We start from the raw sequence: 18,061 nt of genomic DNA, 5'->3' as shown, positions 1-18,061 counted from the left end.
AGTTGTTTAGGGGAAGATCAAATGGTGAATATTTATCAGGTACACTGCCATATCCATCTACACAAGCTTTAACTGCGTGAAAAAATATTATGAAAGGATTGAAGCCCTCTGGACCAAAATATACTTTTTCGATGCCACTAATATCTACATTAAAACGCTCAGAAAATTCTATTAATAGATCAGCGCCTTCGTCTCCATCTACACCAAGATCGTCATTGATCAAAGTATCAAGAGATATTTTATTTATGCTCACACCTGTAAACTCAGATATAAATTGTAGAACCTGACTTTCCATAGTTATATGACGCCCCAATATGGGGCGCAAAATGCATGGCTATACTTAGCGAGGTACAAGCGCAACCATGCTTTTTGCGCCCTTACCATTATTGGTTTGCTATGTATGCTCTTTGTAGGACAAAAACCAGCTGTTACCCCAGATTAAATAATAAGTCCGATAAACACTTCGCACACTACAAGAATTAGAGGATATTAAACGGTTATCCCAATTGCAATTTTTACCACTATATGAAATATCTATACGCACCCCACCAAGGAACAACTCTGTAATCCAGATATCCATATTAGAGGCTTTAGCCCATTCTTGATTGGGAGTGCCTAAAATATTGTGAATCTGGCCTCTATTAAGGTTTTTACCAACCCCTAATGATTTGTTCCAGAGGTTACATGATGGTACAGCTAATATAACGACTGCTATCAAAGAGAGTGATATGATTGTTATCACTATTTTTTCATCATACTCAATGTCCGAAGCATACATAACGCCCTAATCAGCCGAGCCGTTGTTTGGCTTCGGCTGCATTTGATTGTTAGATGAGCAATAAACACAAATATTCATAAAAACTAATGGTATGCGAGTTTCAGGGCGAATAAAAATAAACCTAATAATAAAAATATTGCACTACCAATAAATGAGAAAACCTTTGATGTTTTCACTTTTACAGCTCGGTTGTTGCTTCCGTTCGTTACTTTGACTTTTCCAATGCCAATGAGACTGAACAAAAAAGATAATAGAAGCGCTGAAATTGGATAGGCTATGTCCATTTTTTAAGTTCACTTAACGCCTCGCTTAACCGGCGTAAAATAGCAACGAAGGAGCGCAAGCCTGCTGTTTTGCATCCTTTGTGGTTAAAGCGTTTGTTAGGTATACGGTGCCACTTTATATTCTTTGTTATTAATTTTGTGGTATTGGTTAATTTCATTTACTGCTTTATCTACAGCATCAAAAGTTGCGTTTTCAGCGAAGTATAAAATGTAACCTCCCGTATCATCCTCGTTTAAAGAAAATGCGTATTCCAAACCGAAGTGCTCGCATAATACATCCTCAATATAATCTTTATGCTCATAGTCAATCAATTCAATGTAGGCTCCCCATTCTGGGTGCTGTTTAACATTGATTGGTGACAATAAGTATCGAAATTCTTCGAGCATGATTGCATACCTAATGCCTTACTAACTGGCGCAAAATGCTTGGCTAAAATTAGTAACGAAGTGACGCAAGCCAAGCTTTTTGTGTCCTTTGTTAAGGCATTTGTTAGGTGTTCCTGTATTGCCAATCCATTGTAAGGAGATTGTTTTTACCTTCATGGCTCCCAATTTTAACGTAAACCATTACTTCTTTTTTAGTTTTAGTATCAATCTTGACAACTGACTCAAATGGCTCTTTCCAGCTCTTTTCTTGCTCGAAAAATACATACATATCACCCGTAAACCGAACTTGATTAGTTGCTATAACTTCAGCTTTTAGCCCAGAAATTCCGTCATACCATATGCCTTTTTCAAGTTGCTCAGATAAAATTTCAGCGGCAATATACTCAAAAGAGGCAGAAATCATTGCCTTATACATATCAAATATCTCGCCTTTTATTAGTCGCTCGATATTTACTACAAATCTATCTATGGCTTCCGATTTCATGGAGCACCTAACGCCGTTGTAAACGGCACAATATAGCAAGCTAAAATTGGGAGCGCAGCGGACACAGTCCGCTGTTTTGTGTCCGATTTGACAACTTTGTTATAAATCATTAATCCCATAAGTGAATATAATACTTAGAAAACAGATCCAAACCGCTTTGTACCGATGGGCTTTTGGAGTTACCTTCAAGCACATTCTGAAAAGCAAGCTGTATTGCTTTTAATACTCCTAACCACTCTTCACGTAACAATTCGATTTCCTGATCCGATAACCCTGCCACATCTTTGCTAATTGGTTTGCTTAACAACCATGTTGGTATAGCGATACCTTCTAGAGCGAACTTCTCGATATAGTCATCCAATCTAGGAACCATAAACTTTGCTATATCGTTTTTTAAATCAAACCACTCATTACTTTGAGACATATACTCTATTGCTGACCTTGGCTTATAACGCCTTAATAAACGGTAAAAAATAGCAGGCTAAACTAAGCGAAGAATGATCGCAAGCCTGCTGTTTTGCATTCATTGTTTAATTAACTTGTTATATGTAAATTACAACGAACCCTCGTATTCTTTTATATAATAATTAACTTCATAAGCTGTACCTGTGTGAATTAACTCACCAGTGCGCTTATTGATCATGATTGGAGCATTACCCCCTAACATATCAAGGAAATCTCCTGATTTAATAAAGTCGATACTTTGATAGAAGAAAACCCATCCCCAATCTTTTTCGATAGTTTCATCTGTAAGCAAACCTACTTCAATTCCATTAGAGATACTTGGTTTTGCCAATTCAGACAATACTATTTTTTCAGCTTCAACTAGGTTCATACTCATTACATATAGCGCCTTAATAAACGGTAAAAAATTACTGGCTAAACTAAGCGAAGAATGAGCACAAGCCTGCTGTTTTGCGTCTATTGTTTAATTAACTTGTTATAAACAACCTACTCGTAATCAGCTAGACTTAACCCCTCTTTTTTGCAAACTCGAACAACTGAGTCTCGTTTAGCTAATTTTTTGAGGTAGCCAGATAGATTTTTAAATGACAACGGTGGTCTTTTTAACTCATCAGCCCACACCGCGAGCATAAATAGGAAAAAATCACAGGCACTCAAAGAGTCTCCAACAAGATAATCTTTACCCTCAAGCTCTTTGTCGAGCAAACCAAACATTTCTGTAATTCTTTCTTCCTGTGCTTGAATTATGCAAGCAGCACCTTTGCTATCTGTAGTATGTTTTTCAGGATAAAAGTAAACCATCAATTCGGCCTGAATAGTGTTAGTCAGATACATCAACCATTGAAAAAATAAAGCCCTATCTGGAGAACCTATTTCAGGTATCAAATTTGAAGATGGGTTTGTTTCGGATAAATGAATGCAGATTGCTGGGCTTTCGAAAATAGGTTGTCCGTTATCAACAAGTGTTGGAATCCTTCCCGCAGGATTTAAAGCAAGATACTCTTTAGATTTTTGCGCATTACTTTTTCTATCTACTTTGACCAATTCAAAATCAACTTCTAATTCTTCAAGGATAAAGTGAGGAGCCATACTGGCATTTAATGGAAAATAGTATAATTGGTACAACTGACACTCCTTTCTTAAGTTGCTTATAACGCCTTGCTTAACCGGCGCAAAATAGCAGGCTAAAATTAGCGACAAAGAAGCGCAGCCTGCTGTTTTGCGTCCTTTGGTTTAGGCACTTGTTAGCTGTACTTAGCCACAAATTCAAACCTTTCTGTACAGTATTGAATAAGCCTCTCTAACTCTTCATTACCATAAAACTCAACATATAAAGCACAAATATATTCTTCTTCTGAAGCATCAAAAGTAATCGTTATTAAGTTTTTGTCTAATTCCCAAATCGAAGTGTTACTAGTGAAATTATAATAATTCCAACGCCCGCCATGTTCTTTAATACTTATATGTTCGAATACGGCGCCTTCTACTTTTGCTGAATCTAAAAAAGTAGACCAGCCTTGTTTTGGTAATAACTCAATTTTCAAATTACTTCCTTGTACTCCTAACATACTATTCTACGATAAAAGTCGCATAACTACTGCCGAATTTCCGCCGCATAACAACGACTACCCATGTATACATTTTATTATGCCCAACCATAACAATAACTTAAATAGATTCACCAATTTAGAATTGATAAAAGTACGTCAAATGTCGCATAACAATGATAATTGTAAATCATATCAACTGTATATATACACATACAAATAATCCAAATGGAATTTGCTATGAAATCGCCATTTTTTATCTCTGATCCAAGCGCGTATGTTTACGCAAAGGTATGCCAAAAGCACTTGGTGAAGAGGTAGTAAAGCAATTTTAAAGTCATCTAGCTAATTAACAAAACGTGGCTGCAAACACGCAAGCTCAAGCGCTCAATGCACTTGTATACATGTACAAAGAGGTTATTAAGCGGCCGCTGAGTCTAGAGCTAAAGTTTATTCAAAGTCGTCGCCAACAAAAACTACCCACTGTGCTCACAGAGCAATAAGTCGCAACACTATTATTAACAACAAGCTTTGCAGCACCTGTTACTTTTTCATCTAGCACATTGAGTTCATTTCCTAGCGTGTAGATAACACCTCAAATCCCATTAAACGTCCTGCCTCTTACATTTCCAGCATTAAGGGAACTGATTAATGCACTGCTCAATACCTTAGCATCGAGCTGCACTATCGGCATATGACACCCTCAAAGCACAAATAAAACCAACCTGTATTATCCATCTCAAATATTTACACATTATTTGTCAGCTCAGATGCCATATAAATTGCCAACCCCGCAATTTTGTACAAGCACTTATGAATAAGTTGCGTTAAGCTGATTTTGGTAAGGGGGAAGTATATGCAGCAATCAAAATTCAGCTTTCATCACGATTTAGGCGGTTTGGAAGTACTTCATAATATTGATAAAAAAACTGATTTTGGCCGTCATAACCACAGTGGTTATACGGTCGCACTGGTCGATTGCGGGGCACAACGTTTTTTCCGTTCTGGCGGTCAACACCTAGCAGGTACTAACAGCATAATATTGATAAATGCAGAACAAGTTCATGATTGTCGAAAAGCATGTGATGGCATTTCATCATATCGTTCGATGTACCCTACTCCAGAATTCTTTAATAGTCTGATGGATAGCACAAAAAACCGTGCCCCTTATTTCTCGGATGCCGTGATTCATGACCAAGTACTAGCTTCACAATTACGCGGATTGTTTAACACTTTAGATTGCCCAACCAGTCAATTAGAAAAACAAACGCAGTTAGTTAGCTTTTTAACAAATCTGTGTGCGTCTACCAGTCAGCTACAACAGGCTGAGGATCAAAAGTCGCTAAAGTGCCGCATCGAATTGGCAAAGAACTATTTACTAGATCATTTGTTTGATGACATCGGATTGAGCGAGCTTGCGTCGCTTATCCATATGAGCCAGTTCCATTTTGTTCGCGCTTTTAAGGTGCAAACGGGACTTACTCCCCATGCATTTCAAATTCAGCACCGATTAAACCATGCAAAAGCAATGCTGCGACGGGGAGACAATATCTCGCAAGTAGCAAACTCGGTTGGATTTTACGATCACAGCCATTTTAGTCGATACTTCAAAAAGAACATGGGTATTACACCAAATCAATATAAACAGGCCTGCTAACACAATGAAAATTGCAATCAAAAAGGGGCTACTGGACATGCTGCCTCTCAATCTCGCTGTGCTGCCTTGGGGCATTTTATGTGGCTCACTCGCCATTCAAAATGGTTTCTCAGCACTGGAAGCACAGCTGATGTCTTTACTTGTTTTCGCTGGCTCTGCCCAGCTTGTGGCCATAGAGCTGATGGCAAAAGATGTTTCTTTTGTCACGTTAGTTATCACAACTTTTATAATTAGTGCTCGCCATTTGCTGTATGGCTTATCTATTCGCAAAAAAATGATCGACAAACCACTCAAATGGCGTGGTCCCATTGCTTTCTTTTTAACTGATGAACTGTTTGCTTTTTCACATCATCATCGTGCCTATCAAGGTAAATTACGCCTTGTATACGCCTTGGTTGCAGGTGCCAGTTTTTATCTAGCTTGGAATCTATGGACTTTCTTTGGCATTGTGGCCGGTCAATATTTACCTGACCTGACAAACCTCGGCCTAGACTTTGCGATTGCAGCAATTTTTATTGCCCTTGTTATACCAGGTATTACAAATACATCTACTTTAGTGGCTTGTATTGTTTCTGGGTTGAGCATGCTGTATTTCAAAACCGTGGAGTTTGAATTTGGTTTAGTGGCTGCGGCACTGCTTGGCATGACGACTGGTTATTTATTACAAACCAAAGAGGACAAGTCATGATCACCACCATTATTGCACTTGCGTGTGTTACTTTTGCCACCCGGTATTTGTTTTTGGCAAAGCGCCTCCCCTTTACCATTGGACCTAAGTTTCAGCGTTTTTTAAGCTTTAGTGCTCCTTGCGTGCTCACAGCTATTTGGGTACCTATTGTATTCATACAAAACGGTGAGCTAACCACCAGCATCACACACCCCTATATCATCGCCGCTATAGTAGCCATTTTACTGGCCTTGAGATTCAAAAATCTATACATCACTACTTTTGGCAGCTTGGCGGTATTTTTTGTCTTTTTTTAACAATAAAAAAGCCCCCGAGGCCAAAAGCTACGGGGGCTTTTTAACTTACTGAATTGTTACCTTCTGCGACGTAATAGAGCAGGAATAACAAGCAGTAACATGAATACCGGCATCGAGCCACTTGAGAACTCAAGTGTTTCTACTTCGCCAATATTCGAGCCAGGTCGTGCAGTTACAGTCACATAGAGTGTACCTGAGGCCTGTGCATTGTGCTCATCAACAACAACATAGTTCACTGCGACTTTGCCTTCGCTGTTAGCAGCTGGCTTAAATGTGATTGAACTATCTGTAAACGTCACTTCACCTGACTCAGCCGTTGCGCTGATAAGCGTCAACTTACCACCTTCTGGATCAGAGTCATTGCTAATTACATTGACAGTGACAGTTTGGTCATTGTACAGGTCTGTGGTGTCATCAACTGTGATTGGTGCTAGGTTTTGCACTTCGGCTTTTGCAACGACGTTTACACGCACAGTCGCTGTGCTTGTCGCTCCTTTACCATCGCTCACTGTATACTGAATAGTATCAGCACCAACATAATCAAGCGCACTTTGATACTGCAAGCTTGAATCATTGTTGATAGTAACTGTTCCGTGTTCTGCTACCGCATTAATCACATAAAGTGCATCGCTGTCTGCATCAGTGTCATTTTCAAGCACATCTAATGCCACAGACTCATTACGAACCACTTCTAGTACATCATCTACCGCAATTGGTGCCTTGTTGTCACTTTGTGCAACACCTACGCCACCTGGGTCAACAATTCTGCCATTTTTAACACTATCTGCATCGTACTCTCCGCCATCTACTAGCGTTAGTCTTACACACCATGCACCTTCAATTAAGCCTTCTTGCCAGCTCGCATCGTTAATACTTGGACAGTAGCCTTCTTGGCCAATGGCTGAATGAATGGCGTTGCCATTTTGCGCAGAGAAGGTTACCCACCCTTGATTTGGTAAATACTTACGATATTGAGCATTTGCAGGAACCGCAGCTTGTTGTGGTAGTACAACTTTTACGCTATCCACACCATTTGGCGTATTTATAACAAAGTCGAAAATACCACCGCGGTTTTCAATTCCCTCGTCGGCATTGATTAAACCAGTATTTGTTGCCTCTTCAGCACTTAGCGATGCTGCGTTTTTATCACCACTAAGACCTAAGCTGCCCAGTGACATACAAACACCCGCTTCCACTTCAATCAGACCTGACTCCCAGTTGTTACCGTTCGATGGCAAAACATTACACTGCACATCAATTGGGTCTAAATAGTTAGGAATGCCATCGGCATCATCATCGCCAAAACCTTCAAGAGCGTCATTAAGCAAATCACCATCAGAGTCCATACTCTCATCCAAAGTAGGTTGCTCTGAGATAACCTTGAATACCACGCTTTGCGTATCAAACAAACCGTCGTTATCTGTAGCAGTCGCACTTACTTGGTAAACACCAGCAGAAAGCTCTGCAGCGTTTATGCTAAATACCGTTGACTCGTTACTTTCGTTGGTCAAACCATCCTGTGCTGTCCACTCAATAACATGTGTATCCGCGCTATTTTGGTCTAGCACTTTGGCTGTGATCGTAATCAGACCGTGCTCAGTAACCATGATTGAGCGAGCTTCACCTTGTTGCTCTGCGTTTAGAGTTAGCTCTGGCGCAATATTAGATTCAACGATTGTGATTTCGTGGCGCTGCTCAACACTTGCATTTAAGCCAGTGGTATCCAACGAAATGATCAATGTTTCGTCTGCATCATTAACTTCATCTAGCAATGTTTCAACAGTGATTTCGCCGTGCGTACCTGATTCAATAGTCAATTGTCCAGAAGCAATAACGTAGTCTTCTTCGCTAGCCGTACCAGACACAGCAAACGCAATGTTCACAGGATAAGCGAAATGCTCACCGCTTAACACAACAGGTACTTTTGTGGTTTGCCCTTCAACAACAAGCTGGCTTGGAGATGGCATGCTCACCATAGGACGCACATTGACTAGTTGTACTGAGGTAGCACAGACATCTTCAGCACTACAAGATTGCCAGTAAACTTTATTCTCGCCAGAAGGTAAGAAGTTACTGCCTACAAGCTCAACAGCGATAGGCTCGCCACTGCTATCAACTGCAGTTGCCACGCCTAAATCAACTTTAGTAAGCTGGCCAGTTGCGTTTACCGTTAAATCTGCTGGTACTGTGATCACTGGGGCTGAAGGTTGTTCCTGACGGATCTCCAATACAGCCTCAGCGCGGCCGCCAAACCCATCTGAAATTGCATAGCGAACTTGAGCCACACCATTAAACGTGTCGTTGGTACTAAATACAATCTGGTTTTCATCAATTACAGCATTACCTGCATCCGTATTCACGGCTACCAGTGATAACTGATCACCATCTGGATCGCTGTCATTGTCCAAAACCGCAATCGCTGCTGTCGATTGATTTACATCTAATTGAACAAAGTCATCTTTTGCAACTGGTGCAAGGTTTGCAGTACTTATTTGTACATTCACCGTGCCTTGCGAAGTCGCATTGCCATCACTAACTTCGTACTTGATTGTCGCATGACCTGAATTCAAGGCAGGTGCTTTATACAGCAGAGCATCACCACTGATTACAACGTTACCAACATCCGCAGAAGCCGATGTTATGCGCAGTGAATCACCGTCAATGTCACTATCATTTGCAAGCACGTTAATTTCAGCTGTGACCTTTGCAGATACAGTCACTGAGTCGTTAACCACTGTCGGCGCATCATTTTGTGGCTCAACCAACACCGAAATTATTGCTGTATCTGTCAGGCCCTGTTCGTCACTAATAACATAAGTGATCTGTGAAGCGCCGTGATAATTTTCAGCTGGTGTATAAGTTACTGTAGAGTCTGAATACTCCACTTGACCACGACCTGCCGTTAAGCTTGCTGATGTAACTTTTAAGCTTGCAACATTTTCATCAGTATCATTACCTAGAACTGAAATGGTCACGCTCTGATCTTCGAGTACATTTGCCGAATCATCGCTTGCTATTGGAGCCAGATTCTTCGCAGCGACATTAACAACAATGTTTGCACTCGCCGTCCCACCATTTCCATCCGAGATACTGTAGCTAATTGTTGTCACACCAACAAAATCATTGCTTGGCGTAAAGCTCACTTGTGCATCAGAGAAACTAACTTCACCTGCGCCAGACGACAATGCCGCCGCAGTGACTGTGAGTGAATTAGAGTCTGCGTCGGTATCATTGGCCAGCACATCAATTGTCACGGTTTCGCCTTGAATCGCGTCGACTTGATCGTCGTTAGCAACTGGTGCTTGATTATCAGGGATCACCACAGCTTCTAAATCGAAGTCGGTGATCACAGGATCATGATCTGACGAACGATAAGGAGACTCCGAGAACCATTTAGACTGCTGATCTTCAGATTTGCCTTCAGTGTTGTAATCCAACCCAGCCGCTTCATCCGCATTAATATGCCAGTGCATTGTTTGCACAACACTGTCCACCGATGTACTTGCCGTTAGCATGTGATCTAAGCTACCTGCCACACCGCTGTAATAGTATGAGTAATTGTCGCCGCCTTCTTTTTCAATGCTCAAATTAGCAAAGCCAGCGTTGTAAAACTCAAGCATTGGTGCTTCATAAGCATATGCATTAAAATCACCTAAAATCGCAAATACTAGTGCATCAGCGCTTTGAATCGTTGTGTTAGTCGTCGCGTTGCTATTTGCTTTAGTCAATTCAGCAATAACGGTTTTCGCCGCTAATACACGCTGACCATTACAAGCACCCTCTACAGCGTCATCCATATCCGCACCACATGAACCGCCTTTAGAGCGGAAGTGGTTTACAACAACACGCACTTCTTTGCCGCCATTAATCGGCTTAAATGACTGCAACATTGGCGGTCTATGGGCACGTGTCGCTTCGTCAAATGGAGCGTCCGTGATCACTTGTGCGCTACCAACCGGTGCTACTCTATTCGCACGGTATATAATGCCAACCGTCACAGAGTCTGTACCAACTTGATCTAATTTAGGGTCTATAAACGCCCAGTCGTTAACATCATCACGCTCGTTCAGACCATCAATTAAGTTTTTGATAGCACTGCTGTCACCATAACCATTGTTTTCGATTTCCATCAAACCAACAACGTCTGCGTCCGACGCCAATATCGCGCGGATCACCTTACTACGTTGACGATTAAACTCTTTCTCGTTATTCGCACCACGACCGTTAAAGTCGACAAAGTAATTCAGTACGTTAAAGCTTGCCACACGGATATGTTGCTCTGACTGACGTTCAGCAGGCTTAGTACGACGTGGGTTAGACTTTTCGAAGTTCGGTAAGCTCGTTGGTATTAGCTTGTAATTACCGTAGGTATAGTGAATAACACCCGACATGTCCGAAACTTGGTCACCTGAGCGAAGAGGCTTATCAGCACTGAAACCTGGGTAGTAACTGATATCTTCTGGATTACTTTGTGTCGAATTATCATCTACCAGTAGCACGTTTCTGACATTAAGTTCAGCTAACTCAGCTCGGCGAGGATCGTCTTTAGGATACTTATTTGTAGGCTGCATTCGCATGCCTTGAGACAAGTAAATTTCACCATACTTTGTGAAGTTGTGACTGAGCGTTACATGTAACTTTTGTGGCATTGAAACCCACATACCTTCTAAAGACTCTTGGTCAAAGCCTTTTGCAAAAGGTAGATTTACCTCAGTTGGTGTTACTTGTTTTAAGACATCAGTCGCACACGACAATGTATCTGTCACGGTATTGATTTGAGTAAGGTCGTACTTTTCAGCAACTTTACCTAGTACTCGAACCTGTTCACCCACTTTTACTTTAGTGTTTGTATCAGCAACGAAAACACCTTCTGAAGTAGTATTGTCACGATCGGCATGTTGATCTTCTTCTTGAATAAAGAACCCGCCATGCTGTCCTGCGTCTTGGAATGACGCTACAACCACACCTTCTATTACTACAGACTGGTCAACAAGTGGGCTAGACTGACCATTGCCCTGAATTTCACTAATCAGCGTTGCAGGGTCATTACATGCACCGATCTCAACTTGTGGCGGAGTTGTTCCACCATCAGAGCCGCAGGCTGCAACACCGCTACAACCAAGGCCATCTGCGGTATTCTTCTCAAAGCCTTGCCATTCAACACTTGGATCAAATGCATCATCTAAGATTGTATCCCCAGAAGTGATCCCTTCTTTACGGCGCAGTGTTTTATCTTTAGTTGATGTATCACCACTGCCCCAAGCACTACCTGGATCGGTACCAACCTGACCAAACACATCTGCAATTTGACCGTCAACGGTCAGAACCAGCGCATCGTCCCCGTTGAAGTAGGTTATGGTACTGGTACTGTCTTGACGACTTTTAATTTCATCGTTTGCACTGCTATTGGCAATAACATGAGTTTCGCCATGCTTTAATTCACCAGACAGTGTTTGTGTTCTTAAACCTTCCGTCGTTAACGGCTTACCGTTATCTGCAAGTGTAATTGTAACGCGGCTAAGGTCTAGAGTTGCACCAGTAAAGTTGGTAATTTCAACAGCTTTGTTGCTGCTGCTTCCCTCAATATACTCGGTGAATATAACTTTGCTAGCTTCAACTTTTTCACTTACTTGGATAGAGAACTCAGGCAAGTTCACAACGTCTGTATTACCATCGGTAACACCTATCACGATTTTGCTTGTGATACCGATGTCACTCTTTGCTGGCGTACCAGACAGCTCACCGTTTTGCGTATTGAATGTTGCCCAAGACGGCTTGTTGGTAATTGAGAAGGTTAGCGTGTCATTGTCTACATCATTCGCTTCAGGTTTAAAGCTATATGCAATATCAACAACGGCACTCGTACTTGGTGTACCTGATATTGTTGGCGGGTTCTTAATTGTACTTGGGTCTACCACTTCAATATTGAAGCTCGGTAAAGACACTGTCGATTTACCATCCGTCACTGAGATTTGAATATTCTCATAAACTGCAATATCAGCAACCGCTGGTGTGCCAAATAAACGACCTGTTTGCCCATCAAATGTTGCCCATGATGGCTTGTTTACAATAGAGAACGTTAAGTCATCTTTATTCTGATCTGACGCAGTAGGTGTAAAGCTATACTCGCGACCTGCACCGATAGTTAGTTCAGGTTGCCCACCAATCACTGGGGCGACATCCCCCAACTTTGGACACGTGTCACCGAATAAAATTTCTGCAAACTCAGGGTTATCGACAAATGGGTTGCGGTTACCTTGTTGCTCAACGATGCGCTGGTGTCGATCAAGCTCTAACTGATCTATCGTATCTTCACGATGCCAGTCCATTAGATTACACAGCACACCTAAAGTCGGTGAACTACTTGCGCTGATACTGTTCACAAGTTCAAGGTCTGGCATACCACCGTCTGTGCCATCATAACGTACCGCCATATAGAACATCATACGTGCAGTATCACCTTTTACTGCATCTCTTGGCTCAAATGAATCACTGTCAGTAAAGTTACCTGGCGCGTTATCAACCGGGTTACCGCCGTCATCATAGTCTTTGCTACTACGTGTTGAGTTAACCTTTACATCGGTCGGTCTTAAATGGTGAATATCGGTATAACCATATTGGCTCTCGCTAGGGAAGCCATGTGATTTTGGCCAGCTATGCTCGCGGTTCCAATCCGTTGTTCCACCACCATTGGTGTTTTTATCCTGACTGCGACCGGTATAAAACAGCAAGACATTGCTTGGATTACTTGGATCTTCATCGGTATATTTTAATGCATCCCAAACTTGCGAGTACGTCATTCTTTGCTGACCTTGTCTCGCAATCTGAGATAAAGCACTTTCTAACTCAAGACCCACTTTACCAATTGCCGAAGCATAGTAAGTATTGTAGTCGTAATTACTACCCGGCTTATCTGTTACCGTAATTGAAAATGCAGGTAAACTTACTGGGGCGTTTACGCCATCCGTGACGGAGATAACAATGTTGTCATTGCTACCTACATCAGATTCAGCCGGAGCACCTGAAAGTTTACCCGTTACGGTATCAAACGAGGCCCAACTAGGCTTGTTAGTAATTGAAAATACTAGGTCGTCATTCTCAACATCTTGAGCAATGGGTGTGAAAATGTAATTTCTGGTAGCCTGTACTGAAGTGTTTGGTGTACCAGTAATCACAGGTGCATCATTTGTGCCTGCCGCTCTAACGGTAATCGAAAATCCGTTCAAAGCGTTGGTGGCAGTGCCATCATTCACCGTAATTACAATGTTGTCATACTTACCAATATCCGCAGCTAAAGGTGTGCCAGATAACGAACCAGTTGCAGTATCAAAGCTTGCCCAGCTCGGCTTATTCTCAATGGCAAATACAAGAGTATCATTGTCTAAATTTGTTACATTGGGTGTAAAGGCGTAGACATCAGTTGCATTTATAATAGTTTTAGGTGTGCCACTGATCTCAGATGGAATGTTACCACTTCCACCACATGCTGCTACGCCAGAACAGCCCAAACCATCGAAGGTGTTTTTCGCAAAACCAACCCATTCATTAGCTGGGTCAAAGGCGTTATCAATAACGGTATCACCATTTTCAATACCGATCTTACGACGTAAGGTTTTGTCTTTTGTGCTGGTATCCCCTGAACCCCAACTGCTGCCAGGATCAGTACCTACTTGGCCAATACTGTCAACGATCACGCCATTCACTAAAAGTGTTAAGGCATCATCACCGTTAAAATAGGTCGCAGTGCTGGCCACATCACCTAGTGCTTTTAGCTCATCGCTTGCACCATTATTGTATAAAACGTAGCTGCCACCTGCCGCTAACGTTCCTGACAAAGTCAGTGGTGTTACTTCATCAAGCTTTTTACCGTTTGCAGTTAACGCAATACTCACGGTGCTTAAATCAATACTACTGTTGCCAAAGTTTGTTATTTCTAACGCTTTATTATTCCCGCTACCTTCCACATATTCTGTGAAGATAACACTTGCACTTGCGCTTCCTGCAACGATACCTGAGCATAGCCCCATAGCTATGCATCGCCTCAAGTATCGCAGCTTTGTGCGATGCTTATTATTAGAGTTCATATTTTTCCCGTGTGTTTACTACTCTGTTTTATCATTTAAGAGTTGATTTGGTTTTATTAAGGGTACAAACCTTCCCATAAAAAATGGGAGGCGAATATAATACTCTATTATGAACTTTTTATTAAAAATGAATTAAAGATAGGACATCAAATGGCAACAATTAGCTGGGATTTTATTTAACACTAGATAGAATAAAAGTACCATAAAGGGGACATATGTCCTCATTTAAGTTGCTGATTAATATATATTAATAAAGTCAAAAAGTTAAGTGACTAACAGTCCAGCCATCATAATCAATTCTGACTTAGCGCTACAAAAAACATAAATAAAACATGATGAAAACAAATGAAACACAAAATAAACACAATAGAACGTTCTAATTTTCACAATTATTTACAAAGTGTTCATTTTTCACTCTCCTGTTACCTTTGATTACTTTCTTATTTGATGAAAGCCCAACCAAATTGAACAGATTATCAACATTTTGAATTTATACTGATGCGTTCAGAAGGAAGTGCTAAGAACTATCGGTGAAACACGACTTTGTCGTGCAAGGAAGTACTTGAGGACACTTTGTAGTCCAATTTTCCTTATTTTATCACCTTTGAAAATGCCCTTTCTCCCCTTGCCCTAGCTGACTAGTAGTTGGATAACAGCCAGTATTCATGTAATTACAACCTTTACAGTATAAGGCTCGCCGTATTTACAGAACACGCATGTAATGGTGTGTAATGGCGTTAGCCACAACTGGATTCTAACTTAGTATTGGAGAACTGCGCTTTGTCTCATATCGGCAAATAGATGACCTTTTACTCTGATCGCGCATTAAATACCGAGGCTCATCAAAGTGAAGTTGGCACTTTTTGACGTAAAAACTTATCCAAATAACAAGGAGAAATACATGGAACCAAAAATTATCGGTGGCTGGTCTCAATTCTGGGATGTTCCCCCTCCAAGCTCTTTTTCATATGCTATCTATGGCATGATTACATCATTAGATACACTTACAAACCCAGGAAACAAAAGTCCACATCATAAACCCAACTTTACTCAGTGTGATTTAATGTGGGCATATGGCGGCGGAGGTTGCTCTCCATCCGGTTACCCTCTTGAAAATGGCATCGCTGATATTGTTAACGCGAGTGTAAATAATCAGTGGAATGGCGTTGATTTTGACGATGAGTGCTACATGAACACATCGAATATCATCAGAGTCATGACACAACTAAAATCACATGGTATTCAATCTAATTATACTTTTTTAGCGGGCGCTGACTACGTTAATCAAGGAGTTGGCGTAGAGCAAATTAAAGAAATCGTCGCAGCCAACTGCTGCGAACGCTTTTGTTTAATGTGCTATGGCGCTGAAATGTGGTCTATGCAAGATATTAATCAATACGTCGACAAAGCGATTAAGCAAACCATCGATATCACTGGAGATAAATCAAAAGTCATATTAGCACTGACTCCAGCGGGCCTTAACGATGACAATCTAAAGGTGTTCTTAAATGCGGTAGTGAGCAATGACATTGGCGGGCTATTTATTTGGGAATATAAAAACCTATCACCTAAGTACTTAGACGCCATAGTCACAACACTTGCCATTGCGAAGTAAGAGCCCTTATATGCCGGCGATAGACTCTTATTTATGGCTGGCCTCTGCTATATATATCTTAGCTATCTGCACTGATTATTAACAAAGCGCTTGGCATCTCATATTTTATCCTTAAGATGCTCAATTCTAAACAGAGAGCCACCAAGTGGCGTTTTGGATAAACAAGATATAAAGGTAAATAAATGAAGGTCTTAGTGACAGGTTCGGCAGGTCGTGTAGGGCGTGCAATTTATATTAAGCTGATGCATTCTCATCACGTTGTTGGCTTAGACAAAACCCCCTGTTCAACTACCGATTTTGTTGGTGACATTCGAGATAAAGCACTCGTGCGCCAGGCTTTAAATGGGGTAGATGTTATCGTCCATACAGCCGCACTTCATGCGCCTCATGTGAGCTTGCACAGCAAACAAACCTTCAATGAAATTAATGTTGACGCGACAGAGCAACTGGCTCTTTTGGGAATTGAAGTAGGCATTAAGCAATTTATTTTTACAAGTACCACTGCATTGTATGGTCATGCCTCTACACCCAATGATATAGCTGGCTGGGTCAATGAACAAACAAATCCAGAGCCAAAAACTATTTATCATCAAAGTAAAATACTTGCAGAGAGCAAACTACATGCAATTTCAAAAAGCCATAATTTGCCCGTCACAGTTTTACAAATGTCTCGGTGTTTTCCTGAACCTGCTGATTTAATGGCTGTATACCGATTGACCCGTGGTATTGATGCCAGAGATGTCGCCCTCGCCCATAAATGTGCGATAGAAAAATGCTTACGAGGATTTAACCGCTTTATTATTTCTGGTGCCACACCGTTTTGCCCATCCGACACTGATAAACTGTACAACTCAGCAGAGGAACTGCTCACTCGCAAGTGCCCCAGCATAGCAGCAGCTTTTGAAGAACGTAGCTGGGCTTTGCCAAAAAGTTTGGACAGAGTCTATGACTCTTCAGCTGCACAAACGCAACTTGAATGGCGACCAAAATATGGTTTTGAAGATGTCCTAAACCTACTCGATAATGACATTGCAGAAGTGCTTCCCGTGACTAAAAAATAAAGTCACAAAAACAAACCTGCCATTAATTTACTATGGTATAAATTTCATTATCTTATAGATATTTTTGTCGTGCTTTTTGAATCGTTATGATTAAGCCAAAAAGTCATAACAAAGACATACCATAGGGGTGCAAAGTCGAACAATTATGCTTAAAAGTACAGACAGTATTGTTGAAGCCATATTTGACCAAGATGGTAGCTTTAGGGATTTCAACCTCATTGCAGCTGACATCGAACAAACAATGGCTCTGGTAGGTTGGTTTGAAAAGCATTTCTCATCAGTGTCTTGTCAGAGCTCTTTGGGGCCGGCATCTAACTCGTCCACTCAACTGGCAAGCCTAACAAAGCTAAAACCAACCGACTATGCTCAGATAATCTGTGAAGGTACGTCATTTTTTATCAGCCATATTCAGTTGTTTTTATGTGTTTTGGATAGTGGTTTAGTTGATATCGAAATCTCTTTCTGTCCACAGGATGTGAATCAAGAAAAGTTCGAACTTAGCGCTTTTTTCAAGCTCATGAAAACATGGCAAAGTCTGGCACGTGCGGATGTTGGCTACCTGCGCTATGAAGATGGCAGCTGGGAATATGGTGACTCCCATAGCATTATTTATATTTCAAAACTTGTTTGATTGCGCGACTTAATTCAACTAATCAAAGGAAAAAATATAATCTCTTGTACCGTTGCTTAGAAGACTCAAAAAGGTATAAGGTTA

Annotated in this window: 15 protein-coding genes; 7 read left to right on the top strand and 8 right to left on the bottom strand. The window is 41.2% G+C overall.

The genetic code is table 11. The features are described 5' to 3' along the window. The 7 genes from N475_RS05830 to N475_RS05790 form a co-directional block, all read right to left on the bottom strand. Positions 1-295 (bottom strand): DUF1493 family protein (locus N475_RS05830; RefSeq protein ID WP_155732545.1); only part of this gene is annotated, 295 nt, incomplete at its 3' end. Between the two features lie 863 nt (positions 296-1,158). Further along, the gene (locus N475_RS05815) at positions 1,159-1,449 is read right to left on the bottom strand and encodes a hypothetical protein (RefSeq protein WP_063364832.1); all 291 of its coding nucleotides are present in this window, start codon (positions 1,447-1,449) and stop codon (positions 1,159-1,161) included. A 103-nt stretch (positions 1,450-1,552) separates the two neighbouring features. Continuing rightward, positions 1,553-1,933 carry a hypothetical protein gene (locus tag N475_RS05810; protein WP_063364831.1) on the bottom strand — a complete coding sequence of 127 codons (381 nt, stop codon included), beginning with the start codon at positions 1,931-1,933 and terminating at the stop codon, positions 1,553-1,555. A 109-nt stretch (positions 1,934-2,042) separates the two neighbouring features. Then, the gene (locus N475_RS05805; protein ID WP_063364830.1) at positions 2,043-2,357 is read right to left on the bottom strand and encodes a hypothetical protein; all 315 of its coding nucleotides are present in this window, start codon (positions 2,355-2,357) and stop codon (positions 2,043-2,045) included. 129 nt (positions 2,358-2,486) lie between these two features. Then, a complete protein-coding gene (locus tag N475_RS05800; RefSeq protein ID WP_196765653.1) occupies positions 2,487-2,774 on the bottom strand; it encodes a YrhB domain-containing protein in 288 nt (95 codons plus the stop codon). Between the two features lie 110 nt (positions 2,775-2,884). Continuing rightward, entirely contained in the window at positions 2,885-3,523 is a 639-nt protein-coding gene (locus N475_RS05795; protein ID WP_063359488.1) for a glutathione S-transferase family protein, read from the bottom strand. A gap of 119 nt (positions 3,524-3,642) precedes the next feature. Further along, complete coding sequence (locus N475_RS05790) at positions 3,643-3,942, bottom strand: hypothetical protein (RefSeq protein WP_063359489.1); 300 nt, start codon at positions 3,940-3,942, stop codon at positions 3,643-3,645. Between the two features lie 362 nt (positions 3,943-4,304). Between N475_RS05790 and N475_RS25360 the strand changes: the two genes are divergently transcribed. From N475_RS25360 to N475_RS05775, 4 genes are all read left to right on the top strand, one after another. After that, positions 4,305-4,448 carry a hypothetical protein gene (locus N475_RS25360; protein ID WP_155731010.1) on the top strand — a complete coding sequence of 48 codons (144 nt, stop codon included), beginning with the start codon at positions 4,305-4,307 and terminating at the stop codon, positions 4,446-4,448. 353 nt (positions 4,449-4,801) lie between these two features. Next, a complete protein-coding gene (locus N475_RS05785; protein WP_063359490.1) occupies positions 4,802-5,602 on the top strand; it encodes an AraC family transcriptional regulator in 801 nt (266 codons plus the stop codon). A 4-nt stretch (positions 5,603-5,606) separates the two neighbouring features. Next, a complete protein-coding gene (locus N475_RS05780; protein WP_063364829.1) occupies positions 5,607-6,290 on the top strand; it encodes an AzlC family ABC transporter permease in 684 nt (227 codons plus the stop codon). Continuing rightward, on the top strand, positions 6,287-6,586 hold the full coding sequence (locus N475_RS05775) for an AzlD domain-containing protein (RefSeq protein WP_063359492.1): 300 nt from the start codon (positions 6,287-6,289) through the stop codon (positions 6,584-6,586). The genes N475_RS05780 and N475_RS05775 overlap by 4 nt, the downstream gene beginning before the upstream one ends. 56 nt (positions 6,587-6,642) lie before the next feature. On the opposite strand, the gene N475_RS05770 is transcribed toward N475_RS05775, so the two are convergent. Continuing rightward, on the bottom strand, positions 6,643-14,670 hold the full coding sequence (locus N475_RS05770; protein ID WP_081232373.1) for an ExeM/NucH family extracellular endonuclease: 8,028 nt from the start codon (positions 14,668-14,670) through the stop codon (positions 6,643-6,645). 901 nt (positions 14,671-15,571) lie between these two features. Between N475_RS05770 and N475_RS05765 the strand changes: the two genes are divergently transcribed. From N475_RS05765 to N475_RS05755, 3 genes are all read left to right on the top strand, one after another. Next, complete coding sequence (locus tag N475_RS05765; RefSeq protein WP_063364827.1) at positions 15,572-16,285, top strand: hypothetical protein; 714 nt, start codon at positions 15,572-15,574, stop codon at positions 16,283-16,285. Between the two features lie 182 nt (positions 16,286-16,467). Beyond that, the gene (locus N475_RS05760) at positions 16,468-17,346 is read left to right on the top strand and encodes an NAD-dependent epimerase/dehydratase family protein (RefSeq protein ID WP_063359495.1); all 879 of its coding nucleotides are present in this window, start codon (positions 16,468-16,470) and stop codon (positions 17,344-17,346) included. Positions 17,347-17,491: 145 nt separating this feature from the next. Continuing rightward, on the top strand, positions 17,492-17,977 hold the full coding sequence (locus N475_RS05755; RefSeq protein WP_063364826.1) for a hypothetical protein: 486 nt from the start codon (positions 17,492-17,494) through the stop codon (positions 17,975-17,977). Positions 17,978-18,061 lie beyond the last annotated feature (84 nt).

It is taken from the genome of Pseudoalteromonas luteoviolacea DSM 6061, from assembly GCF_001625655.1.
GTDB classification, from domain to species: Bacteria; Pseudomonadota; Gammaproteobacteria; order Enterobacterales; family Alteromonadaceae; genus Pseudoalteromonas; species Pseudoalteromonas luteoviolacea.
Note: the sequence above shows the minus strand (reverse complement) of the source record. Positions and strands in the feature narration are given on the sequence as shown.

Coding starts and splice junctions, on each gene's coding strand:
- N475_RS05815 (WP_063364832.1), bottom strand. CDS start 1,449: ATGCTCGAAGAATTTCGATACTTATTGTCACCAATCAATGTTAAACAG.
- N475_RS05810 (WP_063364831.1), bottom strand. CDS start 1,933: ATGAAATCGGAAGCCATAGATAGATTTGTAGTAAATATCGAGCGACTA.
- N475_RS05805 (WP_063364830.1), bottom strand. CDS start 2,357: ATGTCTCAAAGTAATGAGTGGTTTGATTTAAAAAACGATATAGCAAAG.
- N475_RS05800 (WP_196765653.1), bottom strand. CDS start 2,774: ATGAGTATGAACCTAGTTGAAGCTGAAAAAATAGTATTGTCTGAATTG.
- N475_RS05785 (WP_063359490.1), top strand. CDS start 4,802: ATGCAGCAATCAAAATTCAGCTTTCATCACGATTTAGGCGGTTTGGAA.
- N475_RS05780 (WP_063364829.1), top strand. CDS start 5,607: ATGAAAATTGCAATCAAAAAGGGGCTACTGGACATGCTGCCTCTCAAT.
- N475_RS05775 (WP_063359492.1), top strand. CDS start 6,287: ATGATCACCACCATTATTGCACTTGCGTGTGTTACTTTTGCCACCCGG.
- N475_RS05770 (WP_081232373.1), bottom strand. CDS start 14,670: ATGAACTCTAATAATAAGCATCGCACAAAGCTGCGATACTTGAGGCGA.
- N475_RS05765 (WP_063364827.1), top strand. CDS start 15,572: ATGGAACCAAAAATTATCGGTGGCTGGTCTCAATTCTGGGATGTTCCC.
- N475_RS05760 (WP_063359495.1), top strand. CDS start 16,468: ATGAAGGTCTTAGTGACAGGTTCGGCAGGTCGTGTAGGGCGTGCAATT.
- N475_RS05755 (WP_063364826.1), top strand. CDS start 17,492: ATGCTTAAAAGTACAGACAGTATTGTTGAAGCCATATTTGACCAAGAT.